Below are 26,399 nucleotides of genomic sequence, written 5' to 3'. Positions count from 1 at the left end.
CGGGCTTGATCCGGGGTCCCGCTGCCTTCTCGACCATCGAAGAAGAAGCGGGACCCCGGCTCAAGGCCGGGGTGACGGATGAAGAGTTGGTACCTGTGCGATGAGCCTCGCCCCGCGCCTCGACCTGCGGCAATCGCAATCGCTGGTGATGACGCCGCAGTTGCAGCAGGCGATCAAGCTGCTCGCGCTGTCGAACCTCGAAATTGAGGGGGTGATCGCCGAGGAGATCGAGAAGAACCCGCTGCTCGAGGCGGCTGCGCCTGCCGATGACGGGCCGGTCGCCGAGCGTGAGATCGAGGCGGTGCGCGACGAGCCGGCGCCGGCGGACGAACTCGTGATGAACGGCGAGGCAGCGGGCGAGTCGCTTGATGTCGATATTTCGGCGGAGCGGTTCGATGACGGCCCGGGTGATCGGGTATCGGGCGACGGGCTTGGCCTGTCCGGGGCGAGCGGCGGGATGGGGGAGGATGGACCGGATTTCGATTCGTTCGCCAGCGCCGACCTGTCGCTCGCGGATCATCTGGGTCGGCAGGCGGGAGAGGTGCTGGCGGGGGGCGATCTGTTCGTCGCGCAGCATCTGATCGATTTGATCGACGAGGCGGGATACCTGAGCGCGAGCCTGCTCGATGTCGCGACGCGGCTCGGCGTGCCGCTGGCGCAGGTCGAGCAGGTGCTGGGGGTGATCCAGACGTTCGATCCGACCGGTGTGGGCGCGCGCGATCTCGCCGAATGTATCGCGCTGCAGGCGAAGGAGGCCGACCGCTACGATCCGTGCATGGCACGGCTGATCGACAATCTCGATCTGGTGGCGCGCGGGGACCTCGCGCGGCTGAAGCGGCTGTGCCAGGTCGACGATGAGGACATGGCGGACATGATCCGCGAGCTGCGCAGCTATGATCCCAAGCCCGGCTGCCGTTATGGCGGGGAGCCTACGCTGGCGGTGTCGCCCGATGTTCACGTGCGGCGCACGCGCACCGGCTGGGTGGTCGAGCTCGATGCGGCGACGCTGCCGCGCGTGCTCGTCAACCGGCGCTATCACGCGGAGCTTTCGTCCGGGCCGCAGGACAAGGCGGCGAAGGCGTGGCTCGGCGACATGCTGGCGAGCGCAAACTGGCTGGTGAAGGCGCTCGACCAGCGGCAGAAGACGATCATCCGCGTCGCGACCGAGATCGTGCGCCAGCAGGAGGCGTTTTTCCTGAAGGGTGTCGCACACCTCAAGCCGCTGACGCTGCGGCAGATCGCAGATGCGATCGAGATGCACGAATCGACGGTGAGCCGGGTCACCTCGAACAAATATCTCAGCTGCGCGCGTGGGCTGTACGAAATGAAATACTTCTTCACCTCGGCGATTCAGTCGGCAGATGGTGGTGATGCGGTGTCGGCGGAGGCGGTAAAGAACGCCATTCGTGGGCTGATCGCGAACGAGGGCGCCAAGGTGCTGAGCGACGATACGATCGTCGAGCTGCTGAACGCGAAGGGCTTCGACATCGCGCGCCGGACGGTGGCGAAATATCGTGAGGCGATGGGGCTGGGCAGCTCGGTGCAGCGGCGGCGGCAGAAGGCGCTGGAGGGCGCCTGATCGTCCCCGAGCTTTGCTCGGGGAGGATCAGTTCAGCAAGTGGCGCGGCACCTTTACCCTCATGTCGAGGAGTTGCTGGCCCTTGCCCTTTGCGAGCGGGTCGAGCCGGAGGCTGGCGAACTGGCCGCCGCCGAGCGACTGGATACAGTGGAGGTTGATCGCGTTCATCCCGGGCAGGTCGTAGCGGCGGACTTCGGGGTGCGCCGCGCCTTCGAATTCGTGCGCGAAGAAGGCCTTTACCGCTTCCTCGGTCAGGGCGGCGCGGATCCACGGGAGGAATTCGGGGCGGCGGGCGATGACGGCGACGTTGAAGGCATCGCCCTTATCGCCCGAGCGCGCCCAGGCGATGTCGATCAGTTGCACTTCGACCAGATCATCGCCCTCGGCGGTGTCGTCTACGACCGGGCGCTCGATCATTGCCGGGTCGAATGGCGTTGCGGGGGCGGGATTGGCGACGGTGACCGTGTCGCCACGGAGTGAGACCTCGCCCGTTACCGAGCCGCCGTCGACGAGGAACGAGAAGACCTGCGCGACCGGGCTGATCGTCGGGCGGGCGCCGAACCAGCCGGTCGAGCCGACGCTCATCGACGTGGTGGGCGAATCGAATTCGCGCATCATGATGGCGAGCGCGGCTTCGTCGTCATGCTCGGCGCCGATTCGGGCGATCACTTCGCGCGTTGCGGCGAGTGCCGGATTGGCCTGTGCGCCGTAGCTCGATTCGGTGCCGAGCAGTTCGACGCGGGTATCGCGCAGCGGGGGGAGATTGCGGTTGCGGAGCATCTCGTTGACGCGGGTGATGACCGCTTCGGCCTGACGCTGCGCCTTCTTCGCAGCATCGCGGCCGACGACGGGCATAATGCCGATGAAGCGATAGCCGTTTTCGTAAGTGACGCAGGTCTTGAGCTTGCCGGTGGGGGGATAGCCCTTGGCGTTCGAGACGCGCACGCGCTCGTCGCCGTCGGCGGTGACGCTCAGTTGTGAGAAATCGCACACGACGTCGGGCAAGGCATAGGCTTGCGGATCGCCGACCTCGTAGAGGATTTGTTCGGAGACGGCGGCGGGTGAGATCAGGCCGCCGGTGCCTTCGGGCTTGGTGACGACGAAGTCGCCATCGGCGTGGCATTCGATGATCGGGTAACCGATGTGCGCCCAGTCGGGCACCTTTTCCCAATCGGTGAACAGGCCGCCGGTGGCCTGTGCGCCGCATTCGATGACGTGGCCGGCGAGAGAGCCGGCGGAGAGGCGATCGTGATCGTCGGCGCCCCAGCCGAATTCGTGCATCAGCGGGCCGAGCGTGAGCGCGCTGTCGACGACGCGGCCGGTGATCACGACGTCCGCGCCAGCGGCTAGTGCCGCGGCGATTGGGCCGCCGCCGAGATAAGCGTTGGTGGTCCAGATCTTTTCGGGGGACGGGAAAGGTGCGCCCGAGAACATCTCGGCGGTATCGGCGGTTGCGAAATCGGGGACGCGATCGAGCAGGTCGTCGCCGGTGACGATCGCGATCTTGAAGCTAAGGCCGGCGTCAGCGGCGTGCCTTTCCATCCGCTCGCGGCAAGCTTCGGGGTTCACGCCGCCGGCGTTGGTGACGACGCGAACGCCTTGTTCCTTGAGCTCGCGCAGGTTGTCCTTCCACACCCATTCGGTGAAATCGCGCGCATAGCCCTGGTCTGGGCGCACCTGCTTGAGCTGGCCGAGCGGGGCCATCGTCGCCTCGGCAAGATAATCGAGGATCATGTAATCGAGATTGCCGCCGGCCAGAAGCTGCGGCGCGGCGACCGAGCTGTCGCCGAGGAATCCGCCTGCGCCGCCGATGCGGATGACTTTGCTCATGTGCCTCTCCCGTATTTTGGGGGAGGGGTAGAGGATTTGGGAAGATGCGCAATCTTCTCCCCTCCCCTGAAGGGGAGGGGCTTCTTTGTTGCTCAATCGGCGAAGGGGTCGCGCACCAGGATCGTGTCTTCGCGCTCGGGGCTGGTGGAGACCAGCGCGACGGGGCAGTTGATCAGTTCCTCGACGCGGCGGATGTATTTGATCGCCTGTGCCGGCAGATCGGCCCAGCTGCGCGCACCGGCAGTTGATTCCGACCAGCCATCCATCGTTTCGTAGATCGGCTCGACCGCGGCCTGATCGGCGGCGTGCGAAGGGAAGTAGTCGATCGTCTCGCCGCGCAAGCGATAGCCGGTGCAGATCGCGATCGTCTGGAAGCCGTCGAGCACGTCGAGCTTGGTCAGCGCGATGCCGGTGATGCCGCTGACCGCGGCGGACTTGCGCACGAGCACCGCATCGAACCAGCCGCAGCGACGCTTGCGGCCAGTGACGGTGCCGAATTCGCGGCCGCGCACGCCGAGTCGTTCGCCGGTCTCGTTCTCGAGCTCGGTCGGGAACGGGCCCGAGCCGACGCGCGTGGTGTATGCCTTGGCGATACCGAGCACGAAGCCAACCGCGCTTGGTCCGAGGCCCGAGCCGCCCGCGGCGGCGCCGGCGATCGTGTTCGACGAGGTGACGAACGGGTAGGTGCCGTGATCGATGTCTAGCAGCACGCCCTGTGCGCCTTCGAACAGGATGCGGCGGCCGCGCGCGCGGGCTTCGGCGAGATCGCGCCAGACCGGCTTGGCGAAGGAAAGGACGAAATCGGCGATCTCGGTGAGGTCGGCGATCAGCCGGGCGCGATCGATCGGCGGTTCGCCGAAGCCGGCGCGCAGCGCATCGTGGTGTGCGGTGAGGCGATCGAGCTGCGGGCCGAGATCGCCGAGATGCGCGAGATCGCAGACGCGGATCGCGCGGCGGCCGACCTTGTCTTCATACGCTGGGCCGATGCCGCGGCGCGTGGTGCCGATCTTGCCCGCGCCGCTCGCATCCTCGCGCAGCCCATCGAGATCGCGGTGGAAGGGAAGGATCAGCGCGCAGGTATCGGCAATACGCAGCGTTTCGGGGCTGACCGATACGCCCTGCGCTTCAAGCCGCGCGATCTCGTCACGCAGGGCCCAGGGGTCGAGGACGACGCCATTGCCGATTACCGAAGGCGTGCCGCGGACGATGCCCGAGGGGAGGAGCGAGAGTTTGTAGACCTGCTCGCCGACGACCAGCGTATGGCCGGCGTTGTGGCCGCCCTGGAAGCGCACGACCATGTCGGCGCGCTCGGCGAGCCAGTCGACGATCTTGCCCTTGCCCTCGTCGCCCCATTGAGCGCCGATTACTGCTACGTTCGCCATGGATACGATTGTCCCCCTGCCGGGGTGATCCTGACCGCCCTTCGACAGGACTCGGCGATCAGAAGGGTTTCGAATTGCGCCGCGCGGGTAGCGGGATGGCTATGTCGATGTCAATTGCCGAGCGGGCGCGGCTCGCCATCCGCCCACAGATGCGTGCATAATTGCGCTTCGGGCGTATCGCTCGCGGTGAGGGCGGCGACCGTTACCCAGCCGGCGGCGCGCATCGCGCTGCCGGCCTCGGTTGGTGCGCCGATCGGCAGGAACAGGCGGCGGCGTTCGCTTACCGCATCACCGGCGATCGACCCGGCGAACAGCGAGAAGCCTGTGGCCGCTTCCTCGGCCCCGCCCTCGTGCATCAGCATGTAGGTGCCGCCACGGCCGACTTCGCGCGTCGCGCCGGCGGCGAACAACGAGAAACCGAGCCAGGTCTGATATTCGAAGCCGTGACGCTCGGTCGGGTCGAGCGTGAGCGTTGCGGTGTCGCCGAGCGCGGCGGCGATCGCTTCGAGCCCATCGAGGCGCGTGGCGAGCGCACCGCTGGTGTCGAACGCGCGCAAGCGATCGATCGCGGTGGTGAACGGGCCGGCGGCTTCGATCAGCGGCAGATAGGCCGGGGCAAGCGTGGCGACGGCGCCGGCGTCTTTCGCATCGAGCCGCTCGCGCAACTGCTCGACGTCGTCGATCGGCAGCGGCCCGGCCGCGAGCGTGGCGACGAGATCGGGCAGGGTGAAATCGACCGACACGCCTTGCGCGCCGGCGGCGGTGAGCGCCTCCACCGCGACGGTCACGATCTCGCGTGCGGCGGCGACCGAATCGAGGCCGATGAGTTCGCAGCCGATCTGGCGGGCTTCGCGTGCCGGCTGAAGCGCGCCGCCGCGTAGCTTGAGCACCGAGCCGGCATAGCTGAGGCGGACGGGGCGCGGGTGATGCGCCATGCGCGTCGCGGCGATGCGCGCGACCTGCGCGGTGATGTCGGGGCGGATCGCCATGGTGCGCTGGCTGACCGGATCGACGAAGCGCACGGCATCGGCGAGCCCACCGTCCTTGAGCCGCGAACCGAGGCCTTCGGCGAACTCGGCGAGCGGCGGATCGACGCGCTCGTAGCCGTAGCCATGCGCGACGCCGAGGACATGCGCTTCGACGGTGGCCGCGGCATCGGCATGTGGGGGGAGGCGGTCGCGGAAACCTTCGGGGAGCAGGCTGGGGCGTATCATGTGCGGGGCGCATAACGGCGCGGGTGCGCCGGGGGAAGGCGGACGATGGTGGGGCAGTTGCTGGAGTTGCATGTCCTTCGACTTCGCTCGGGATGAACGGGGTTTCGGCTCCTGCGTCACACCGGGCTTGTCCCGGTGTCCACCGTGCGACGCGTTCTACGGCTTATGCGCTTGCTGCGCCGTGGATGCCGGGACGAGCCCGGCATGACGGAGGGCTATTGCTGCGGCACTGTAGCGACTGGGGGCGTGGGGATTGGCGCGGGATCCTCCAGCGTCGTGCCGGAGCGTTCGCGCACGGTGATCGGCGCGGTGGGAGCTTCGGACATGCCGCTCGAATTCTTCGGCGCCTTGCCTTTCAGCTCGTCGATCTCGTTCTGGCGGCGTTGCAGGTAGAAATCGCGCGAGCGGGCGTAGGGATCGGCCTGGCCATCGTGCAACTGGCGTTGCGTATCATCGAACTCGGCGCGGTGATCGAGCATGCCGATCACGCCGAACGGGATCGCAAACTCAGGCTTGGTGATGCGCGAGCCGTAGACGAACGGGAACAGCAAGCGGTCGAGTGCGCCGCCGATCAGGTCGCGCGGCGTGGTCGGGCCGACGATCGGCAGGAACATGAACGGGCCGGTCTTGATGCCGTAGAAGCCGAGGGTGTTGGCAAAGCCGTTGCTGCGGCGCCTCCACTTGAACGGCTTGCGCTTGGCCATGTCGAACAGGCCGGCGACGCCAACGGTGGTGTTGATCGCGAACCGCCCGACGGTTTCGAGTGCGCGGCCGATCTTGAGCTGCAGGACGAAGTTCAGGAAGACGACGGGCTCGCGCAAATTGTACAGGAAGTTGTGCGCGCCATCGCGGATCGGCTTGGGGATCACATCCTTGTAGACCATTGCGATCGGGCCGATGATCGCCGAGTCGACTGCCATCGTCGCTTCGAACGCCTTGGTGTTGATGTCGGCGAACGGATCGGGTGCTTCCCAGGCGCTCCGGCCGGTGACAACGATGTCGCGTTGCGCGGACTCTGGCGTTTCGGGCGCTGGCGCGGTCTGCGGGGCAATGACGCCGGCTGGTGCCACGGTCGGCGCGGCGTCGCCAGGGGTGAAGGCTTCGACCGTCGTTGCGACAAGCGGCGGTGCCGCCATCGGCATCACGGCATCTGTCGCTGCAATCGGCGGGGGCGAGAACAGCAGCGCCCCGGCAAAGATCAACGCACTCAAGACTTCTCCCCGTCGTCCCCCGGGGACGTAACGGAACTGTCATCCGTTATGCCGCTGATGACAACAGCTAAGTCTGGTGACGGCGGGCATCCTATTCGCGGCTGCCTTCCCGCCGACAGCGCCTCACCCCGGCGTAAAGCCGGGGTGAGGGATATGAGCAAGCGCGCTTAGAACTTCAGCCCCATCGCGGTCTTGACGCCCGGGAGCGCCTTCACCGTGGCCAGCAACTCGCGCGTGACCGGTTCGTCGACCGATAGCAGCAGCACAGCCTCGCCGCCGGCCTGACGGCGGCCGAGGTGGAACGTGCCGATGTTGACGCCGGCCTCGCCCAAGGTGGTGCCGAGCCGGCCAATGAAGCCCGGTGCATCCTCGTTGACGACATAGAGCATCGCGCCGGCCAGATCGGCCTCGACCTTGATCCCGAACAGCTCGACGAGCCGCGGGGCCGAATCGCCGAACAGCGTGCCGACGACCGAGCGCTCGCCATCGGCGGTGCGTACCGAAACGCGCAGCAGCGTGTGGTAATCACCCTCGCGCTCGGTACGGATCTCGCGCACTTCCATGCCACGCTCGCGCGCCAGCACGGGGGCGTTGACCATGTTGACCGTGTCGGTCTGCGTGCCGAGGAAGCCCTTGAGCACCGCGCTGGTCATCGGCTTGGGGTTGAGCTCCGCTGCGGCGCCTTCGGAGTGGATCGAGATACGATCGATCGCGCCGTGCGCCAGCTGGCCGACGAGGCTGCCGAGCTTTTCGGCCAGGCCCATGTAGGGCTTGAGCTTGGGCGCTTCTTCCGCGGTGAGGCTGGGCATATTGAGTGCGTTCGTGACGCCGCCCGACACCAGATAATCGGCCATCTGCTCGGCGACCTGGATGGCGACGTTCACCTGCGCCTCGGTGGTCGAGGCGCCGAGATGCGGGGTAGAGACGAAGTTCGGCGTGCCGAACAGCGGGCTTTCCTTGGCCGGTTCGGAGACGAACACGTCGAGCGCGGCGCCGCCGATATGGCCGCTGTCGAGGCCCTCCTTGAGCGCAACCTCGTCGATCAGGCCACCGCGCGCGCAATTGATGATCCGGACGCCCTTCTTGGTCTTGGCGAGATTCTCGGCCGACAGGATGTTGCGCGTCTGATCGGTGAGCGGGGTGTGGAGCGTGATGAAGTCGGCGCGCGCGAGCACGTCGTCGAGCGTTGCCTTCTCCACGCCGAGCTCGATCGCGCGATCCTCGGTGAGGAAGGGATCGTAGGCGATGACCTTCATCTTGAGGCCGCGCGCGCGGTCAGCGACGATCGAGCCGATGTTGCCGGCACCGATCAGGCCGAGCGTCTTCGACGTCAGCTCGACGCCCATGAAGCGGTTCTTTTCCCACTTGCCGGCCTGGGTGGAGGCGTCGGCCTCGGGCAGCTGACGCGCGAGCGCGAACATGAGTGCGATGGCGTGTTCGGCGGTGGTGATCGAATTGCCGAACGGCGTGTTCATGACGACGACGCCCTTCGCGGACGCCGCGGGGATATCGACATTGTCGACGCCGATGCCGGCGCGGCCGACGACCTTTAGGTTCGTCGCGGCGTCGAGGATTTCCTTCGTCACCTTCGTCGAGCTGCGGATCGCGAGGCCATCGTATTCGCCGATGATCGCCTTGAGCTCGGCGGGCGTCTTGCCGGTGATTTCGTCGACTTCGACGCCGCGCTCGCGGAAAATCTGCGCGGCTTTGGGGTCCATTTGGTCGCTGATTAGAACTTTTGGCATTTCATATCTCCATGGCCCTCTCTCCTTCAGGGGAGAGGGCAGACGAGCGGATGCGAAGTCGGGAGAGGGGCTGTGTGCGGAGAGCGGGCAGCTCGTGACTGCCCCTCTCCCAACCCTCTCCCCTGAAGGGGAGAGGGCTTTCGGTCAGCCCTGCTTGGCGGTGGCGTAGGCCCAGTCGAGCCAGGGGCCGAGCGCGACGATATCCGCGGTGTCGACCGTGGCGCCGCACCAGATCCGCAGGCCCGGTGGCGCGTCGCGGTAGCCGCCGATGTCGTAGGCGGCGCCCTCGGCGTCGAGCAATGAGACCATCTTCTTGATCACCGCTTCGTCGGCGTCGACCGTGAGACACACGCTGGTCTTCGAGCGCGAGGCTTCATCGACCGCGAGGTGGCCGAGCCACTCGCGGGCTTCGACGATCTCGTTGAGCGCGGCGGCGTTGGCGTCCGAGCGGGCGATCAGGCCGCCTTCTCCGAGGCCCTTCGCCCATTCGAGGCTGAAGATCGCATCTTCGACCGCGAGCATCGAGGGGGTGTTGATCGTCTCGCCCTTGAACACGCCCTCGGTGAGCTTGCCCTTCGAGACGAGGCGGAACACCTTGGGCAGCGGCCAGGTGGGGGTGTAGCTTTCGAGGCGTTCCACGGCGCGCGGGCCGAGGATCAGGACACCGTGCGCGCCCTCGCCGCCCAACACCTTCTGCCACGAGAAGGTGGCGACATCGATCTTGTCCCACGGCAGATCGTAGGCGAACACGCCGCTGGTGGCGTCGGCAAAGCTCAGGCCTTCGCGATCGTCGGCGATCCAGTCGCCGTTGGGCACGCGCACGCCGCTGGTCGTGCCGTTCCAGGTGAACAGCACGTCGTTGGACCAATCGACCTGCGCGAGATCGGGCAGCTGGCCGTAATCGGCGCGGATCACCGTCGGGTCGATCTTGAGCTGCTTGACCGCATCCGTGACCCAGCCTTCGCCGAAGCTTTCCCACGCGAGCGCCGTGACGGGGCGCTGCCCAAGCATCGTCCACATCGCCATTTCGAACGCGCCGGTGTCCGAGCCGGGGACGATGCCGATGTGGTGCGTGTCGGGGAGCTTGAGCAATTCGCGCATCAGATCGATGCAATATTGCAGACGCTGCTTGCCGATCTTCGAGCGGTGCGAGCGGCCGAGCGATGCGTCGGCGAGCTTCGCGGCGTCCCAGCCGGGAGGCTTGGCGCAGGGGCCGGAGGAAAAATAGGGTCGCGCCGGAGTGGTGGCGGGTTTCGCAGGCGCAAATGTGGCGTCGGCGAGCGTCGTATCAGTCATGTCTCTCTCCTTACAGAGAGCACGCGCGGCGTTGGGACCGCGTGGCCCGACACCGCCCTAGACGCGTGGAACCGGGGTGGCAATCGACTTAACGCGGATCAGACTCGGTTCAGCCGCGCGGGCGCACCGTTGGGCCGGGCTTGGCATAAGGCTGCTTCCCTTTGCTAAGATGAAGCGGGAAGAAGGGGCGGCGTGGCAACGGCTTTGGCGCGAATGGGGGATGTGTGCGTACCGTCATCATGCTGGCGCTGATCGTGACGACGCTTGCGGCGTGCGGACGATCGGACCGACCGTCCCGCCCCGATTCGCGCAACGCGAACAAGAAGGTCGAGGGGCCTTCGGCGCGCGAGACGGCGATGTGCCAGCGCGACTTGCGCGAGCTTGGCGTCGATTTCGAGGTGCTGCCCGATCGCCAGTTCGGGCCGGGGTGCGGGATCGTCGGCACGGTGAAGCTGCTCGACATCGGCGTGCCAACGACGAACCTGGGGGCGGTACGCTGCGGGCAGGCGCGGACCTATGCACAATGGGCGCGCAACGCTGTGGCGCCAGCGGCTTATCAGATGCTGGGCAGCGAGCTCGCCAAGATAGAGAGCATGGGTAGCTACAATTGCCGCAACGTTGCGGGGACCGGGCGACGATCGGGGCATGCGATCGCCAATGCGATCGACATCGGCGGCTTCCAGCTGAAGGACGGGCGGCGGATCACGATCCTCAAGGACTGGAACTCGCCCGATCCCGACGTGCGGCGGTTCCTGCAGACGATCAGCGCCTCGGCATGCAAGCGGTTCGGCACGACGCTCGGCCCGAACTATAATGCAGCGCACCGCAATCATTTGCATCTCGAGGATGACAAGGCGAATTTCTGCCGTTGATGGGGGGATAAGGCATGAGGATTTTCGCTGCTGTGTTGGCGCTGCTTGCGACGCCGGTCGCTGCACAGACGCCGGTCGGGCCGAACAGTCGCACCGAGGCGGTGAAGATCATCGCCGGGCTGCGCGAGATCGTCAGCCCCGATGGGCTACAGGCGAGCGAGACGATCCCGATCGGCGGCATCAAGCAAGTGGTGTCGATCCGCAGCCAGGATCTGCGCAACCCGGTGCTGATCTATTTTCACGGCGGGCCGGGCTTTGTCGAGACGCCGCTCGACTGGTGGTGGGGGCGTGGCTGGGACGAGTATTTCACCGTCGTGCATTGGGACCAGCGCAATGCCGGCAAGACCTTCACTGCCAGCGGCGCAAACGATCCGGCGCTGCTGACTGCCGAACGCTACCAGCGCGACGCCGAGGAGGTGGTGCAATGGGCGTTGAAGCGGTTCGGCAAGCGCAAGCTGTTCGTGCTCGGGCATAGCTGGGGAAGCATGCTGGGGCTAAAACTCGCCGCGGCGCATCCCGAATGGCTGCACGCCTATATCGGCATGGGGCAGCTGACCGACGGGCTGGAGGGCGAGCGGCGCGGCTGGGCGTGGACGATGGCGCGTGCGCGGGCGGCCGGAAATGCCGAAGCGGTGCGCGAACTGGAGTCGATCGCGCCCTATGCGGCGAAAGCCCCGGTGCCGGTGGAGGCGATCCTGATCCAGCGCAAATGGCTCACTATCTTTGGCGGTGCTGCCTGGCGACGGCCGACCGGCGCGGCGTTCGAGTTGGCGGCCATTAAGCTTTCGCCCGAATATAGCGATGACGACGTGCGCAACGCGTTCAAGGGGCAGCCGCCGGTGACGAAGGCGTTGCTGCCCGAGATCCTGTCCGCCGATCTGGCGGCGATCCGGACGTTGAAGACGCCGCTGCTGTTGCTGCTTGGGCGGCACGACATCACCGTGTCGAGCGAGGTCGCGGCGGAATGGTTCGCGCGGGTGAAGGCACCGTCGAAGCAGCTGGTGTGGTTCGAGCGATCAGGCCACCACGCGACGAGCGAGGAACCGGGCAAGCTGCTGATGACGTTGGTGACGCAGGCTCGTCCGATCGCGGCGAAGGCGGGGGATGTAGCGCCTTAGAGCGTACCTTCGTCGGGCTATTTCGCGCCGGCGGTGGCGATGGCTTCCTGCAACTTGTCGAGCGGTTGGGCGCCGGCCAGAACCTTGTCGCCGATTACCCAAGTGGGCGTGCCGGTGATGCCGATCTTGCCGGCTAGCGCCAGGTTGCTGGCGATTTCGGTGTCGGCGTCGTCGGGCAGGTTTGTAAGGTCGACGCCGCTTGTCTTGGCGGTAGCGGCGATCGTCGTGGCGCTGACCGGGCCGGCTGCGTAGAGCGCTTCGTGGAAGGTGGAGAACTTGCCCTGCGCTGCGGCGGCTAGCGAGGCGCGGGCGGCGTCGCGGCTTTCGTCGCTGAGGATCGGCAGCTCGCGGAAGACGACGCGCAAGTTTGGATCGGCGGCGACCAATTGGCGAATGACCGGCAGGCTCGCGCGGCAATAACCGCAATTATAGTCGAAGAACTCGACCAGCGTGACGTCACCCTGCGGATTGCCGAGGACGGCGCCCTTGTATGCCGTTTCGATCTGTCCGCGATCGCCGCCGATCGCGCGGGCGCTCTCGCGCTCCTGCAGCTTCTGCATTGCCTGCGGGATGAGCTCGGGATTGGCGAGGACGTAATCGCGCACGACGCGCTCTATCTGCGTCTTGTTCGCGGTGGACACATCGCTTGGCGCGACGCGCTCGGCCAGCCACATGCCGCCGGCGCCGAACGCCGCGCCGAGCAGCACGAGGAGCAGCAACGAAACCCGGCCCATCAGCGCTTGCGCTTGTCTTTTTCGAGCGCGTCCTGCGAGGTCATCGCGATATCTTGTGCGCGGATCCAATCCGACGTGTTTTGCGGAATACCCGCCATTGCGTAGCGCGCGCTCATCGTGGCGGTGCGCGCGTCACCCATCATGCTTGCTCGTTCCGCGGTGGCGAGCGCGGCGCGCGGCGTGTCACCAGTCAGTTCGTACACTGTGCCGAGCTGCTGCCAGGCGAACGGGTTCTGATCGTCGCGCGCCACGGCAGTACGCAGGACGCGCTTGGCCTCTTCGTAATTCGCCTTGTCCTCGGTTGCGAGCAGCGCGTGGCCGAAGGTGGTGGCGATCAGCGGGTTGTTGCGCGAGCCCGTTGTCGCTTCGCGCAGCGGTCCAATCGCTTCGTTCGGCTTGCCCGCTTCGAGCAGGATCTGGCCCTCGATCTCGCGGAAATAGGGATCGTCGGGCTTGGCCTTGATGAGCGCGCTCGCCTCGGCATCGGCCTTCTCGGGGTAGCCGCCGCGGTGATAGGCATAGGCGCGGGCATAATGCCCGTAGATCGTCTTGTTGCTCTCGGGGTATTTCTGCAGCGCCTGGGAAGGCGGCAGGAGATAGCCGTCAAGCTTCGCCTGGATGCGCTTGAAGCGATCCTCCCAGTCCTGGTTGAGCGGCCTGCCCCAGGCGGGAGATGCTTGCAGCGTTTCGGAGATCGCCGCGATCCGCTCCGACGAGACGGGGTGATCGAGCATAAACTCCATCTTGCGATTGATGCCGTAGCGATATTCCATCTGCTGCAGCGTCTTGAAGAAGTTGACGTATCCCTTGCCGGAAATGCCGGCGGCATTGAGATATTTGGCGCCGGCCGCGTCGGTCGAGGCTTCCTGCTGGCGCGAGAAGGCGAGGTACTTGCCCATCGCCGCCTGCTGGCCAGCGGCGAGGAGCCCAGCGCCGGCTTCGCCCGCGCCGGCGGCCATCGCGGCCAGCCCCAGCACGACCGAAAGCATCGTGATGCCAGTCGCTTCCTTGAACCCGCGGCCGGAGAGCGACACGTGCCCGCCAGTAATGTGGCCGATCTCGTGCGCGATCACGCCCTGCACTTCGTTGGCGGTCTTCGCCGCCTGCAGCGTGCCCGAATGAACATAGACGACCTGACCGCCGGCGACGAAGGCGTTGATCGAATCGTCGTTGATCAGCACGACCTTCATGTCACGCGGCGCCAGCCCAGCCGCGGTGACGATCGGTGCGGTCATGTCGGCGAGCAACGCCTCGGTCTCGGCATCGCGCAGGATCGACTGCGCCTGCGCCGGCTGTGCGATGGCGAGGCAAGTGACAGCGATGGCGGCAACGATTCGCACGGAGGAGCGGCGGAACGTCATCCGGCTAAATCCTGACGGCTGATCGGCAAGTACCTGACATGTAACGGGGCTGGCATGCGCCGGACCCAGCACGCAGTCGGCTGAACTGCTGCTGAAGCCCGGCGCACACGCATACCATCAAGCCCCGAAGGTGCGCTGCCACCAGCCGCGGCGTGGCGAGCCATCGCCGCCGTCGATCGTGTCGCCGGCATCGGCACTATCGGCCGGGCCTTCGGCGGCATCATCGGCCGGTGTGGCGCCATCGGCATCGTTCGCGGCGAGCGTCGCCGTTTCAGTTGCCTCGGGCGCCGGCAGATCGGCCGATGGCACGTCGACTACGGGCACGTCGGCCTTCTTGCGGCGCGTGCGCTTCGGCTTGGCAGTCGCCTCCGCAGCGGGTTCTGCCGCTGCCGGAGCCTCGGCTACAGCTTCGGCTTCGGGTGCCGCCTTCTTGCGACGGGTGCGCTTGGGGGCGGCGGGTGGTGCCTCCTCGGTGGCCGGCGCGATCGCTTCGATGCCCGGGATATCGATCGCCGCTGGCGTCTCGACCACGGGGGCGTCGGCGGCAGCCGCTTGCGCGACCGCTGCCTTGGCGCGGGGACGACGGCGCGTTTTCGGCGGCGCAGGCTCAGCTTCGGCTACGGGTACGACCGCAGGCTCAGCCTCGACGGGCGCTTCGGGTTCAGCATCGGCGACGACATCGTCCGACGCCGACTCGTCACCAGCTTCACCGGCGACTTCGCCTGCCTGTGCTTCACCCTCTACCGTGCCATCACGACGGCGATTGCGACGGCCGCGACGGTTGCGACGGCGGCGGGGGCCTTCGCCTTCCTCGCTCGTGGCGGCGCCGTCATCGCTGGCTTCGACGTCACCTGGCTCGCCAGCTTCGTCCGCTTCCTCGTCACCGTCGGCCAGATCGGCGTTCGATGCCGGCAGTTCCTCGCCCTCGGCATTGGTGCGGCCACGCCGACCGCGGCGGCGGCGACGCTTGCGGCCGCCTTCACGCGGTTCCTCGCTGCGTGCTTCCTGCGCGCGCGGTGCCTCGTCTTCGGCGAAGACTTCCTCTTCCTCTTCCTCCTCGATCTCGTCGGGAATGTCGTCCTCTATCTCCTCGACGGGCGGATCGAACTTGGGCGCATAGGCCGGCGGCGGGCCGGACGCCTCGACCGACATGCGAGCGCCTTCCTGCTCGCCATCGGGCAGGATCTCGACCGTCACGCCGTAGCGATCCTCGATCTCGGCAATGTCGGCGCGCTTGCGGTTGAGCACGTACACCGCTGCCTCGACGCTGGCGCGCAATGTGAGCAGCGAGCCACGGCCGCGGGCCGCTTCGTCCTCGATCAGCCGCAATGCGCTAAGGCCAGCCGACGATGCGGTACGGACGAGCCCGGTTCCTTCGCAATGCGGGCAGGCACGGGTCGATGCCTCAAGCACGCCGGTGCGCAAGCGCTGGCGGCTCATTTCCATGAGGCCGAACGACGAGATGCGGCCAACCTGTATACGGGCGCGATCATTCTTGAGCGCCTCCTTCATCGCCTTCTCGACCTTCCGGACATTGGAGCTGTTGTCCATGTCGATGAAGTCGATGACGACGAGGCCAGCCATGTCGCGCAGGCGCAACTGGCGGGCGATTTCATGCGCGGCTTCGAGGTTGGTCGCGGTGGCGGTCTGCTCGATATTGTGCTCGCGCGTCGAGCGGCCGGAGTTGATGTCGATCGAGACGAGCGCCTCGGTCGGGTTAATGACCAGATAGCCGCCCGACTTCAGCTGCACCACCGGATGGTACATCGCGGCGAGCTGATCCTCGACGTGGCAGCGCTGGAACAGCGGGATCGGATCGCTGTAATGCTGCACCTTCTTGGCGTGGCTGGGCATCAGCAGCCGCATGAATTCCTTGGCCTGACGATAGCCTTCGTCGCCCTCGACGATCACCTCGTCGATGTCCTTGTTGTAGATGTCGCGGATCGCACGCTTGATGAGATCCGAATCGCCGTAGATCAACGCCGGCGCTGCGCTGGTCAGCGTGTTCTCGCGGATCCCGTCCCACAGGCGGGCGAGATAGTCGAAGTCGCGCTTGATCTCGGTGCGGGTGCGGCTGAGGCCGGCGGTGCGCACGATGCAGCCCATCGATGGCGGCAGCGCCAGTTCGGCCATGATCGACTTCAGGCGCTTGCGATCGGACGAATTGCTGATCTTGCGGCTAATCCCGCCGCCGTGCGACGTGTTGGGCATCAGCACGCAATAGCGGCCGGCGAGCGACAGATAGGTCGTCAGTGCCGCGCCCTTGTTGCCGCGCTCTTCCTTCACGACCTGGACCAGCAGCACCTGACGGCGGCGGATCACGTCCTGAATCTTGTAGCGGCGGCGCAGGTTCATGCGGCGCTGGCGCAATGCCTCGACCTGATCGTCGTTGATGCCCGCGGCAGGCGGCACCGGGCGCTCTTCGCCTTCCTGCTCGCTGTCATGCTCGCCGTCGTCGGCCGCATCGTCCTCGAACCCGCCGTCGTCCTCGGCGTGCTCGTCGGCGTCATAGTCGCCAGGCTCGCCATCATCGTCGTCAGCGGCTTCCTGCTCGGCGCGCAGCTTGGCTTCCTCGGCGGCGTGCTCGGCCTCCTCGCGCAGCAGCGCCTCGCGATCCTCCTTGGGGATCTGATAATAATCCGGGTGGATTTCGGAAAAGGCGAGGAAGCCGTGGCGGTTGCCGCCGTAATCGATGAAGGCCGCCTGGAGCGACGGCTCGACCCGCGTCACCTTGGCAAGGTAGATATTCCCCTTGAGCTGCTTGCGCTCGGCACTTTCGAAATCAAACTCTTCGATCCGATTTCCTTTGACGACGGCCACGCGGGTTTCTTCCCGGTGGCGTGCGTCGATCAGCATACGCATGGTCATTATATGGTCTCCGGGCGCGATACTCGCCGCTGAAAAGCGGGGTCGCGCGATGATGATGCGCTGACGGCCCAGTATGGCCGGCGGTGCGAATGGTGGTGAAATATGCCTTCGTTCGCCGCGTACGTCCGGGCAGCACGCCCTGGGACTGCCCCGCGTCCGCGCCGCCGGCGTGGGCCGGTCGGAACTGCGGAGAGGGGATATACGACATGCGAACGTCAACCTGATGGCCCGCGCCGGCGCGAGAGGCCGGTTGGGCGGTGGGTCGGGAACGCGCCGCGAGGGCGCGCAGTCCGATCAAGGTGCTGACTAGCAACTCGATCGTCATTGAGCAACCGGCACGTCCTTGCCGGACCGCCGGCAAAAACAAGCCGAACGGCGCGTTAACCGCAACGTGAAACCGCGATTTGACTCCCGCCCGCTAATTCTGCCGACACTGGGTCAAAGGGTTAGCGTTCATGGCTTTTCGCTGGACCGGCACGTTGCCGGCGCGGCATGCAGTACGCGTGTCGATCGTCTTCACCTTTTTAGCAGGCTTGCTGTTCGGTTCGCCGACCTGGGCGGCGACGGTGGAGCGCGTGGTGATCACCGACAAGCGCATCCGCATCCATTTCGACGCCGCGGTGCGCGGTGCTTCGAGTTTCGTCCTCGATGGGCCGCAGCGGATCGCGGTCGACATCGACGGTGCCGGGCCGGGCCGCGCCAGCGGCGCCGAGGGGGTGGTGACCGCGGTGCGGCAGGGCTGGCGTGGGCGCGATGGCGCGCGCGTGGTGCTCGATCTGGCGCAGCCGATGGTCGTCTCGAAGGGCGAATTCGAGGATGACGGCCGCACGCTGGAGCTGTCGCTGCGTGCGGTGGACGATCGGCGCTTCACCGCGGCGAGCGCAGTGTCGCCGCTGAGCTTCCTGCCGTTCGGCTGGGGCGAGGCGCGCCCGAAATACAAGGTTTCGATCCCGGTGCCGCCGGCGAAGAAGAGCGTGCTGCCGCGCGTCCAGGGCGACGACAGCCGGCCGCTGGTGGTGATCGACGCAGGGCATGGCGGTAACGACCCCGGTGCGATCAATCCAGAAACTGGGCTGCGCGAGAAGGATGTGACGCTGAAGATCGCCAAGGCGATCCGTGACGACCTGCTCGCTTCGGGGCGCGTGCGCGTGGCGCTGACGCGTGATGATGACCGCTACATCCTGCATCGCGAGCGGTTCGGCGTCGCGCGGCGGTTGCGGGCCGACCTGTTCATCTCGATCCATTGCGACAGCGTCGGCTCCGGGGACGCGTCGGGTGCGACCGCGTATACGCTGTCGGACGTCGCTTCCGACAAAGAGGCGGCGCGGCTGGCAACGCGCGAGAACAAGTCCGACATCATCTCGGGCGTCGATCTGAACGAGAGCACCGACGTGTCGTCGATCCTGATCGACCTGACACAGCGCGAGACGATGAACGCGTCGGCGGGATTTGCTCGACTGCTGGGGCGCGAGGCGAAGCCACTGATGCCGACCAAGGCGAACTTCCACCGCATGGCTTCGCTGCTCGTGCTCAAGGCGCCGGACATGCCCTCGATCCTGTTCGAGACCGGGTATATTTCAAACCCGCAGGACGCGGCGTTCCTCGACAGTCGCGAAGGGCGGGAGCGGATTGCGGAGAGCGTGCGGCGCGCTGTCGAAGTGTATTTCGCGCGGCGGATGACGCAGACCGCGGCGCGATGATCTTCCGCTTCCTTCCCGCGAGCGGGAGGGGAGCACGGTTGCCAGTCGCTAGCCCCGTCCCTAAACGTCAACGCCGCGTATGGCGTCCAATTCCCCCGAAACGATGAAGCTGAGGTTGCGCCGCATGGGCGGCGGCTTTGGCGAACGCTTGTCCCGCCTTTGGGCCAGCCGCTGGATCAAGGCGCTGGCGATCCTCGCCGCGATCGGGCTGCTGGCGCTCGGCGGCGGATGGTTCTTCGTGACGCGCGATTTGCCGTCGGTCGAGCAGCTGCGCACGTACGAACCGCCGCTGCCCACCAACGTCCGCGCGATCGATGGCGGGCCTATCTACTCCTACGCGCGCGAGCGACGCGTCGAGCTGTCGTTCGCGGAATATCCGCCGTTGCTGGTGCGCGCGTTCCTGGCGGCAGAAGACAAGACGTTCTTCGAGCATCATGGTGTCGATTACCCCGGCCTTGCGGGCGCAGTGTTCGACTATGTGTCGAAGATCGGTAGCGGGCAGCGTGCGCGCGGCGGATCGACGATCACGCAACAGGTGGCCAAGAACCTCCTGATCGGTAACGCTTATTCCCCGACACGCAAGATCCGCGAAGCGATTCTGGCGTGGCGCATCGAGGATACGCTGACCAAGCCGCAGATCCTCGAACTGTACCTCAACCAGATCTTCCTCGGCCGGAATGCCTATGGGATCGAGGCGGCGGCGCATGCCTATTTCGACAAGGAACTGGACGAGCTCGGCCTTGCGCAGATGGCTTACCTCGCGATCCTGCCGAAGGGGCCGGCGAATTACGATCCGTTCCGCAACACCGCGCGCGCGCTTGAACGGCGCAATTGGGCGCTGGGCGAGATGGAGAGCAACGGCTTCATCACCGCGCAGCAGCGCGTGGCGGCGCAGGCCGAGCCGATCGGCGCAATCTCGCGTCGCACGCCCAAGTTCGAGCGCGTCGGCGGCTATTTCGTCGAGGAGGTGCGCCGCGAGCTGATCGACAAGTTCGGCGAGACGGCGCGCGACGGCCCGTACAGCGTCTACTCGGGCGGGCTTTGGGTGCGCACCTCGCTCGATCGCAAGGTGCAGGATGCGGCGGCGGCGGCGCTGCGGAGCGGGCTGCTGCGTTACGATCGCGGGCGCGGGTTTTCGGGGCCGCTGAAGCACGTCGACATCGCCGAGGATCGCTGGGTCGGCGCGCTGCTGGATACGAATATCGCGCTCGACCATGAGGACTGGCGCGCGGCGATCGTGATCGCCCGCGACAGCGACGAAGCGCGGATCGGCTTTGCTGACGGCGAGGAGGGCACGTTGCCGCGCTCGGGCGCACAGCTGCCGTTGCGCGGATCGAGCACGCCGGCGTTCGGGACACTCAAGGCGGGCGACATCATCGCGGTGGCGCCATCAGGCACGCAATTCGCACTCCGATCGGTGCCGAAAATCTCGGGCGGGTTCGTCGTGCAGGAGCCGCAGACCGGGCGCATCCTGGCGATGCAGGGCGGGTTCGACGCGTCGCTGCAATCGTTCAACCGCGCGACGCAGGCGATGCGGCAGCCGGGATCGACGATCAAGCCGATCGTCTATGCCGCCGCGCTGGAACACGGCATGACCCCAGCGTCGATCATCGTCGATGGGCCATTCTGCGTCTATCAGGGCGCGCGGCTGGGGCAGAAATGCTTCCGCAACTTCGGCAACATGCGCGGCGCCGGGCCGCACACGATGCGCTGGGGCGTCGAGCAATCGCGCAACCTGATGACGGTGCGCGCGGCGGCGACGACGGGGATGAGCAACGTCGTCAAGCTGATGAAGGCGATGGATGTCGGCGATTACCAGCCGTATCTTTCCTATGCACTGGGCGCGGGTGAGACGACGGTCATGAAGATGGTCAACGCTTATGGCGTACTCGCCAACCAGGGCCGCTGGCATGCGCCGTCGCTGATCGATTTCGTGCAGAACCGGCGCGGGCAAGTGATCTGGCCGGAGAATTGGCGCGCGTGCGATCGCTGCAACATGCCCGAGTGGGATGGCAAGGCGATGCCGCGGCCGATCGCGCGCGGCAAGCAAGTGCTGGATGCGATGTCGGCCTATCAGATGGTTCATATCGCCGAGGGCGTGATCCAGCGTGGCACCGCGACGGTGCTGCGCGATCTTAACCGACCGATCTTCGGCAAGACGGGAACCAACTCCGGGCCGAAGGACGTGTGGTTCATTGGCGGCACGCCACAGATGGTGGCTGGTGTCTACATTGGGTACGACACGCCGGTGAACCTTGGCGGCTATGCGCAGGGCGGCACGATCGCGGCGCCGATCTTCAAGCAGTGGGCGCAAAAGGCGTATGAGGGCATGGAAGTGCTGCCGTTCCGCGCGCCGGCGGGCATCCGCATGGTGCGCATCGATCGCGGCAGCGGGCGGCCAGTGTACGGCACTTTCCCGACTGACGCCGACCCGAAGGCCGGCGTGATCTGGGAAGCCTTCAAGCCGCAGGCGGAAGCGCGTCGCGCGCCGCGGCGCCAGGGGCCGGCGCCCGCCGCCACCTCCACTGCCGCACCGAAGAACCAGGCGCGCGATAGCGACTTCTTGCAGCGGCAGGGCGGCATCTACTAAGCCGCGCCGACGTATATTAGATTGTCATCCCCGTAGCCTGGGGATCCATAAGCTCCGACGTCCGCGAGTATGGATTCCCGCCGTTGCGGGACTGACGGATGGTTTGGAGAATGCAGATGCGCGCCGAAGCGCAGGCCCATATCGACACGATCAACGAGGCGCTGGCGCTTGTCCGGCGCTTTCTCGATTGGGATCGTGCCGTCCGCCGGCTCGACGAGTTGAACGCGCGGGTCGAGGATCCGACGCTGTGGGAGAATCCCAAGGCGGCGCAGGATGTGATGCGCGAGCGTCGCCGGCTCGACGAGGCGATCACTGCCACGCGCACGATCCAGCGTGAAGTTTCCGAGACCGCCGAACTGATCGAGATGGCCGACGCCGAGGGCGACACGGGCATGGCGGAGGAGGGCGTGCAGGCGCTGGCGCAGCTCGCGCGCCAGGCAACGCAGGACAAGATCAAGGCACTGCTCGCCGGTGAGGCGGACGCGAATGACACCTATATCGAGATCAACGCCGGCGCGGGCGGCACCGAAAGCCAGGACTGGGCCGAAATGCTGCAGCGGATGTACACCCGCTGGGCCGAACGGCGCGGCATGAAGGTGGAGCTGATCGACTATCACGGCGGCGAGCAGGCGGGGATCAAGTCCGCGACGCTGCTGATCAAGGGCGAGAACGCCTACGGCTATGCCAAGGTGGAGAGCGGGGTGCATCGGCTGGTGCGGATCAGCCCGTATGACAGTGCGGCGCGGCGCCACACGAGCTTCTCGAGCGTCTGGGTCTATCCGGTGATCGACGATTCGATCGACATCGAGATCAACGACAGCGAGATTCGTATCGATACCTATCGCGCGTCGGGCGCGGGCGGGCAGCACATCAACACGACCGATTCGGCGGTGCGCATCACGCATATCCCGACCGGGATCGTTGTCGCGTGCCAGAACCAGCGCTCGCAGCACAAGAACAAGGCCGAGGCGTACAATCAGCTGCGCGCGCGGCTGTACGAGCATGAGCTGCGCAAGCGCGAGGAAGAGGCGAATGCAGTCAACGCCACCAAAACCGATATCGGCTGGGGGCACCAGATCCGCTCATATGTGCTGCAGCCGTATCAGCTGGTGAAGGACCTGCGCACGGGCGCGACCTCGACGTCGCCGAGCGACGTTCTCGATGGCGATCTCGACGAGTTCATGGCGGCCGCGCTGGCGCAGCGCGTGACGGGTGAGGCGGTAGAGGTGGAGGACGTCGATTGACCGAGAGCGGTCGTCCTGACCAGCCCTTCTCCGCTGCCCCGCGCGGCGGGCGGGCACGGGGGACCAGCATTGTTCTGCTGGCGAGCCTTCTTCTTGCCGCGTGCGATGGCGGCGAGCCGCTGATCAAGCGCGAGCCGAAAGATCCCGGGCCGTTCCCCGCCGCTGATCGCCCGGTGGCCGACATCGTCTCGTCGCGCTGGTCGAACGAGGAGGCGCGCGATCGGGTCAACGAATCGGGCACGGTGATGGCGCGTGCGGCGATCAAGCCCGGCATGACGGTTGCGGATATCGGCGCGGGCGAGGGCTATTATACGATCCGGCTGGCGCAGGCCGTGGGCAAGGAAGGGCGCGTGCTTGCGCAGGATATCGTGCCGGCCACGCGCGATGCGCTGGCCGAGCGCGTGGCGCGCGAGCGGCTCGACAATGTCAGTGTGAAGCTAGGCGCGCCCGAAGATCCGAAGCTGCCCGAGGCGAGCTTCGACCGGATCTTCATGGTTCACATGTATCATGAGATCGAGCAGCCTTATGAATTCCTCTGGCGGATGCGGCCGTCGCTGCGACCGGACGGCCTGGTCGTGGTGGTGGATGCCGACCGGCGTACCGCCAATCATGGAACGCCGCCCGCGCTGCTACGGTGCGAGTTCGCGGCGATCGGCTACCGCCAGGTCACGCTGACGCCGATGCCTTCGGCCGGTGGCTATTTCGCGACGTTCAAGCTTGCCGGCGAACGCCCGGCACCCGAAGCGATCCGGCCGTGCCGCGACCCCTCACAGCAAACCGCGCGCACGAAAGCTGACGCTCGCGTCAGCGGCAAGCACGAGATGGTCGACCAGCCGAATCCCTAAAGCATCGAGCGCGCTGGCGACGCGGCGCGTTGTTCTGACGTCATCCCGCGATGGCTCGGGATCGCCCGAGGGATGATTATGCACCATCACGATGTCGTGCGAATCGTGCGCGAGGGCCAGCGCAACAACGGTGCGTAGCGGCACGCTTACTGACGAAATTCTTGGCGACGGAATATGGTGTACGGCAAGGGCGCGCCCCCCGGCATCGAGCAGAACGATTGCAATTGACTCTGTCGCCGCTCCGGCAATCGTGAGCAGATAGGGAAGTACCGCCGGATCAAGGCCATGCATGGCATATCGGTCGTAGCCTCGGGCTAGGCGCGCAAGGCATTGCGGCAGTAACGGATTAGACACTTCGACTTGGCTGGAGCAGCCTGCGTCGATAGCTTGCCCGGATGCGTCAATATCTCGACCTCATGGCTCGCGTGCTCGATTCGGGTGCGCAGCAGATGGACCGCACCGGCACCGGCACGCTGAGCGTGTTCGGGCACCAGATGCGCTTCGACCTCGCGGACGGCTTTCCGGTGTTGACCACCAAGAAGCTGCACCTGCGATCGATCATCGTCGAGCTGCTGTGGTTCCTGCGCGGCAATACCAACGTGCGCTGGTTGCAGGATCGCAAGGTGAGCATCTGGGATGAGTGGGCGGACGAGACAGGCGATCTAGGGCCGGTCTATGGCAAGCAGTGGCGCGACTGGGTGGCGTCGGATGGTCGCCACATCGATCAGATCAAGGGGCTGATCGGCGACATCCGCACCAATCCCGCCTCGCGCCGGCAGATCGTGACGGCGTGGAACCCGGGCGATCTGCACGCGATGGCGCTGGCGCCGTGCCACTGCCTGTTCCAGACCTATGTTGCGAACGGGCGGCTGTCGCTGCAACTGTACCAGCGATCGGCGGATATCTTCCTTGGGGTGCCGTTCAACATCGCGAGCTATGCGCTGCTGACGCACATGCTGGCGCAGCAATGCGGGCTGGAGCCGGGCGAGTTCATCTGGACGGGCGGGGATTGCCACCTGTATTCGAATCATCTCGACCAGGCGCGGCTACAACTGGAACGTGCGCCGGGTGAGCTTCCGCGGCTGGAGATCGTGCGCAAGCCGGCGGGAATCGACGAATATGAATATGAGGATTTCGTGCTGCACGGCTATGAAGCGCAAGCGCACATCAAGGCGCCAGTAGCGGTCTGATGCGCCAGTTCACCCAGCGTTCAGCCTTGACGACTACAAGCGTAGTCAATAGGAGGCTGGGCATGCGGGACTATCTGATCACGATCACGACCGCTACGTTGGCGGCCTGGCTGTTGCAATATGGCGCGCCGCCGGCGTGTGCAGCACCGGTGCCGCCGCCCGCCGCCGACTGTCGCACTTAACCGTGATTTCGCTGCACCTCGCGCGGGCGACAAATGGCGTGATCGGACGCGACGGAACGCTGCCGTGGCACCTGCCGGCGGACCTCAAGCGCTTCAAGGCGCAGACGATTGGGCGGCCGATGATCATGGGCCGCAAGACGTTCGAGAGCTTCCCGGCGCTGCTGCCCGGTCGGCGGCACATCGTGCTGACGCGCGATCGTGGTTGGCGCGCAGCGGGCGCCGAGGTCGCGCATTCGCCGGAGGCCGCGCTGTCACTTGCCGGCGACGATGCGGCGGTGATCGGCGGGGCGGACGTGTTCGCGCTGTTCCTCGACGCTGCCGATCGTATCGAGCTGACCGAAGTGCATCTCGCGGCGGAAGGAGACACGATCGTCCCGCCGTTTACCGGCTGGCGCGAGACGTTTCGCGAGGATCACGCGTCGGAGGGCGATCGGCCGGCCTATAGCTTCGTAACACTGGTGCGCTGACGAAGCCGCGGCTATGCGCCGCTGCGATGGAGTGGCAGGGGTTGATACGGCTGGATGCGGGGGCGGTGCTGCCGGCCGCCTTGCGTGGCGGCGTGGTTGCGCTCGGCAACTTCGATGGGTTCCATTTCGGGCATCAGGCGGTGGTCGGTCGCGCAGTCGAGCGCGCACGCGCCGAGGGGCTGCCGGCATTGGTCGCGACGTTCGATCCGCACCCGATGCGGTTCTTCAAGCCCGAGACGCCGTGGTTCCAGCTGACCACGTTGGAACAGCGTGCCGAGCAGATGCGCGCGGCGGGCGTCGATGCGCTGCTCGTCTTTACGTTCGATGCGGATCTGGCTGCCTTGTCGGCGGAGGATTTCGTTGCCGAGCAGCTCGTGCGCCAACTCGGTGCGGCGGGGGTGGTGACGGGGGAGGATTTCACCTTCGGCAAGGGGCGATCGGGCGATGTCGCGGCGCTGGCGGCCTTGGGGCAGGCGAACGGCTTCGTGGCGGAGACGGTTAGTGCGGTGATGCTCGATGGCGAGGTGGTCTCGTCGACGCGGATTCGCGCCGCGTTGCGCGAGGGTCGGCCACGCGATGCGGCGCGGTTGCTGACGCGGCCGTTCGCGATCGTGGGACCGGTGCAGCACGGCGATAAGGTAGGCCGCGAAATCGGTTACCCGACCGCCAATGTCGATCTCGGCAATTACCTGCGGCCGGCCTATGGCATCTATGCGGTGCGCGTGCGGCTGGCGGACGGACGGGTGGTGAACGGCGCGGCGAACCTTGGCATTCGACCGAGCTTCGACCCGCCGAAGGAATTGCTCGAGCCGTACCTGTTCGATTTCTCGGGCGACCTTTACGGTCAGGTGATCGAAGTGGCGCTGATCGAGTTCCTGCGACCGGAGGCGAAGTTCGACAGCCTCGATGCGCTGAAGGTGCAGATGGCGGCGGATTGCGACAGGGCACGGTCATTGCTGGCGGAGTGACGC

At 66.3% G+C, this 26,399-nt stretch carries 20 protein-coding genes; 10 read left to right on the top strand and 10 right to left on the bottom strand.

The annotated features are described in order from the left end of the window. Positions 1-100 precede the first annotated feature (100 nt). Positions 101-1,579: an RNA polymerase factor sigma-54 gene (rpoN, locus tag LLW23_RS05320; RefSeq protein ID WP_228947737.1), complete on the top strand. Its 1,479-nt coding sequence runs from the start codon at positions 101-103 to the stop codon at positions 1,577-1,579. Between the two features lie 27 nt (positions 1,580-1,606). On the opposite strand, the gene LLW23_RS05315 is transcribed toward rpoN, so the two are convergent. The 6 genes from LLW23_RS05315 to LLW23_RS05290 all read right to left on the bottom strand — a co-directional run bounded on the left by LLW23_RS05315 (position 1,607) and on the right by LLW23_RS05290 (position 10,257). Then, entirely contained in the window at positions 1,607-3,409 is a 1,803-nt protein-coding gene (locus LLW23_RS05315) for an acyclic terpene utilization AtuA family protein (protein WP_228947736.1), read from the bottom strand. A gap of 92 nt (positions 3,410-3,501) precedes the next feature. Next, a complete protein-coding gene (locus LLW23_RS05310; RefSeq protein WP_228947735.1) occupies positions 3,502-4,791 on the bottom strand; it encodes an adenylosuccinate synthase in 1,290 nt (429 codons plus the stop codon). 110 nt (positions 4,792-4,901) lie between these two features. Next, on the bottom strand, positions 4,902-6,005 hold the full coding sequence (locus LLW23_RS05305) for an ATP phosphoribosyltransferase regulatory subunit (protein WP_228947734.1): 1,104 nt from the start codon (positions 6,003-6,005) through the stop codon (positions 4,902-4,904). A 215-nt stretch (positions 6,006-6,220) separates the two neighbouring features. Next, positions 6,221-7,216 (bottom strand): MlaA family lipoprotein, encoded by a 996-nt coding sequence (locus LLW23_RS05300; RefSeq protein ID WP_228947733.1) that lies wholly within the window; start codon positions 7,214-7,216, stop codon positions 6,221-6,223. 167 nt (positions 7,217-7,383) lie between these two features. Then, on the bottom strand, positions 7,384-8,961 hold the full coding sequence (gene serA / locus LLW23_RS05295) for a phosphoglycerate dehydrogenase (RefSeq protein ID WP_228947732.1): 1,578 nt from the start codon (positions 8,959-8,961) through the stop codon (positions 7,384-7,386). 144 nt (positions 8,962-9,105) lie between these two features. Then, positions 9,106-10,257 (bottom strand): phosphoserine transaminase, encoded by a 1,152-nt coding sequence (locus LLW23_RS05290; protein ID WP_228947731.1) that lies wholly within the window; start codon positions 10,255-10,257, stop codon positions 9,106-9,108. Positions 10,258-10,481: 224 nt separating this feature from the next. On the opposite strand from LLW23_RS05290, the gene LLW23_RS05285 reads away from it, so the two are divergent. Together LLW23_RS05285 and LLW23_RS05280 are read left to right on the top strand one after the other, a co-directional pair. Next, on the top strand, positions 10,482-11,129 hold the full coding sequence (locus tag LLW23_RS05285; RefSeq protein WP_228947730.1) for an extensin family protein: 648 nt from the start codon (positions 10,482-10,484) through the stop codon (positions 11,127-11,129). 14 nt (positions 11,130-11,143) lie between these two features. Continuing rightward, positions 11,144-12,247: an alpha/beta fold hydrolase gene (locus LLW23_RS05280; protein WP_228947729.1), complete on the top strand. Its 1,104-nt coding sequence runs from the start codon at positions 11,144-11,146 to the stop codon at positions 12,245-12,247. 17 nt (positions 12,248-12,264) lie between these two features. On the opposite strand, the gene LLW23_RS05275 is transcribed toward LLW23_RS05280, so the two are convergent. The 3 genes from LLW23_RS05275 to LLW23_RS05265 form a co-directional block, all read right to left on the bottom strand. Continuing rightward, positions 12,265-12,981: a DsbA family protein gene (locus LLW23_RS05275; protein ID WP_228947728.1), complete on the bottom strand. Its 717-nt coding sequence runs from the start codon at positions 12,979-12,981 to the stop codon at positions 12,265-12,267. Continuing rightward, entirely contained in the window at positions 12,981-14,342 is a 1,362-nt protein-coding gene (locus LLW23_RS05270; protein WP_228947727.1) for a M48 family metalloprotease, read from the bottom strand. The genes LLW23_RS05275 and LLW23_RS05270 overlap by 1 nt, the downstream gene beginning before the upstream one ends. A 117-nt stretch (positions 14,343-14,459) precedes the next feature. Then, on the bottom strand, positions 14,460-17,210 hold the full coding sequence (locus tag LLW23_RS05265; RefSeq protein WP_408642017.1) for an Rne/Rng family ribonuclease: 2,751 nt from the start codon (positions 17,208-17,210) through the stop codon (positions 14,460-14,462). 455 nt (positions 17,211-17,665) lie between these two features. Here LLW23_RS05265 and LLW23_RS05260 point away from each other — a divergent pair, with 455 nt between their 5' ends. From LLW23_RS05260 to LLW23_RS05245, 4 genes are all read left to right on the top strand, one after another. Beyond that, positions 17,666-18,910, top strand: coding sequence for an N-acetylmuramoyl-L-alanine amidase (locus tag LLW23_RS05260; protein ID WP_228947726.1), 1,245 nt, complete (start codon positions 17,666-17,668; stop codon positions 18,908-18,910). Between the two features lie 79 nt (positions 18,911-18,989). After that, the gene (locus tag LLW23_RS05255; RefSeq protein ID WP_228947725.1) at positions 18,990-21,500 is read left to right on the top strand and encodes a penicillin-binding protein 1A; all 2,511 of its coding nucleotides are present in this window, start codon (positions 18,990-18,992) and stop codon (positions 21,498-21,500) included. Positions 21,501-21,616: 116 nt separating this feature from the next. Next, positions 21,617-22,744 carry a peptide chain release factor 2 gene (gene prfB, locus LLW23_RS05250; protein ID WP_228947724.1) on the top strand — a complete coding sequence of 376 codons (1,128 nt, stop codon included), beginning with the start codon at positions 21,617-21,619 and terminating at the stop codon, positions 22,742-22,744. 68 nt (positions 22,745-22,812) lie between these two features. Next, entirely contained in the window at positions 22,813-23,589 is a 777-nt protein-coding gene (locus LLW23_RS05245) for a class I SAM-dependent methyltransferase (protein ID WP_228948474.1), read from the top strand. Here the strand turns inward: LLW23_RS05245 and LLW23_RS05240 are convergent. Beyond that, positions 23,512-23,880 carry a JAB domain-containing protein gene (locus LLW23_RS05240; protein ID WP_228947723.1) on the bottom strand — a complete coding sequence of 123 codons (369 nt, stop codon included), beginning with the start codon at positions 23,878-23,880 and terminating at the stop codon, positions 23,512-23,514. The two genes, LLW23_RS05245 and LLW23_RS05240, sit on opposite strands and share 78 nt — an antisense overlap. 104 nt (positions 23,881-23,984) lie before the next feature. On the opposite strand from LLW23_RS05240, the gene LLW23_RS05235 reads away from it, so the two are divergent. The 3 genes from LLW23_RS05235 (at position 23,985) to LLW23_RS05225 (ending at position 26,396) form a co-directional block, all read left to right on the top strand. Then, on the top strand, positions 23,985-24,779 hold the full coding sequence (locus LLW23_RS05235; protein WP_228947722.1) for a thymidylate synthase: 795 nt from the start codon (positions 23,985-23,987) through the stop codon (positions 24,777-24,779). A gap of 184 nt (positions 24,780-24,963) precedes the next feature. Beyond that, complete coding sequence (locus LLW23_RS05230) at positions 24,964-25,428, top strand: dihydrofolate reductase (protein ID WP_228947721.1); 465 nt, start codon at positions 24,964-24,966, stop codon at positions 25,426-25,428. A 41-nt stretch (positions 25,429-25,469) separates the two neighbouring features. Then, complete coding sequence (locus LLW23_RS05225; RefSeq protein WP_228947720.1) at positions 25,470-26,396, top strand: bifunctional riboflavin kinase/FAD synthetase; 927 nt, start codon at positions 25,470-25,472, stop codon at positions 26,394-26,396. Positions 26,397-26,399 lie beyond the last annotated feature (3 nt).

The sequence above is a fragment of the Sphingomonas radiodurans genome (assembly GCF_020866845.1).
GTDB lineage: Bacteria > Pseudomonadota > Alphaproteobacteria > Sphingomonadales > Sphingomonadaceae > Sphingomonas > Sphingomonas radiodurans.
Note: the sequence above shows the minus strand (reverse complement) of the source record. Positions and strands in the feature narration are given on the sequence as shown.

Bases quoted from the DNA above. Each gene is read 5' to 3' on its own strand.
- rpoN (WP_228947737.1), top strand. From the start codon at position 101: ATGAGCCTCGCCCCGCGCCTCGACCTGCGGCAATCGCAATCGCTGGTG.
- LLW23_RS05315 (WP_228947736.1), bottom strand. From the start codon at position 3,409: ATGAGCAAAGTCATCCGCATCGGCGGCGCAGGCGGATTCCTCGGCGAC.
- LLW23_RS05310 (WP_228947735.1), bottom strand. From the start codon at position 4,791: ATGGCGAACGTAGCAGTAATCGGCGCTCAATGGGGCGACGAGGGCAAG.
- LLW23_RS05305 (WP_228947734.1), bottom strand. From the start codon at position 6,005: ATGATACGCCCCAGCCTGCTCCCCGAAGGTTTCCGCGACCGCCTCCCC.
- serA (WP_228947732.1), bottom strand. From the start codon at position 8,961: ATGCCAAAAGTTCTAATCAGCGACCAAATGGACCCCAAAGCCGCGCAG.
- LLW23_RS05290 (WP_228947731.1), bottom strand. From the start codon at position 10,257: ATGACTGATACGACGCTCGCCGACGCCACATTTGCGCCTGCGAAACCC.
- LLW23_RS05280 (WP_228947729.1), top strand. From the start codon at position 11,144: ATGAGGATTTTCGCTGCTGTGTTGGCGCTGCTTGCGACGCCGGTCGCT.
- LLW23_RS05275 (WP_228947728.1), bottom strand. From the start codon at position 12,981: ATGGGCCGGGTTTCGTTGCTGCTCCTCGTGCTGCTCGGCGCGGCGTTC.
- LLW23_RS05270 (WP_228947727.1), bottom strand. From the start codon at position 14,342: ATGACGTTCCGCCGCTCCTCCGTGCGAATCGTTGCCGCCATCGCTGTC.
- LLW23_RS05265 (WP_408642017.1), bottom strand. From the start codon at position 17,210: ATGACCATGCGTATGCTGATCGACGCACGCCACCGGGAAGAAACCCGC.
- LLW23_RS05260 (WP_228947726.1), top strand. From the start codon at position 17,666: ATGGCTTTTCGCTGGACCGGCACGTTGCCGGCGCGGCATGCAGTACGC.
- LLW23_RS05255 (WP_228947725.1), top strand. From the start codon at position 18,990: ATGGCGTCCAATTCCCCCGAAACGATGAAGCTGAGGTTGCGCCGCATG.
- prfB (WP_228947724.1), top strand. From the start codon at position 21,617: ATGCGCGCCGAAGCGCAGGCCCATATCGACACGATCAACGAGGCGCTG.
- LLW23_RS05240 (WP_228947723.1), bottom strand. From the start codon at position 23,880: ATGCATGGCCTTGATCCGGCGGTACTTCCCTATCTGCTCACGATTGCC.
- LLW23_RS05235 (WP_228947722.1), top strand. From the start codon at position 23,985: ATGCGTCAATATCTCGACCTCATGGCTCGCGTGCTCGATTCGGGTGCG.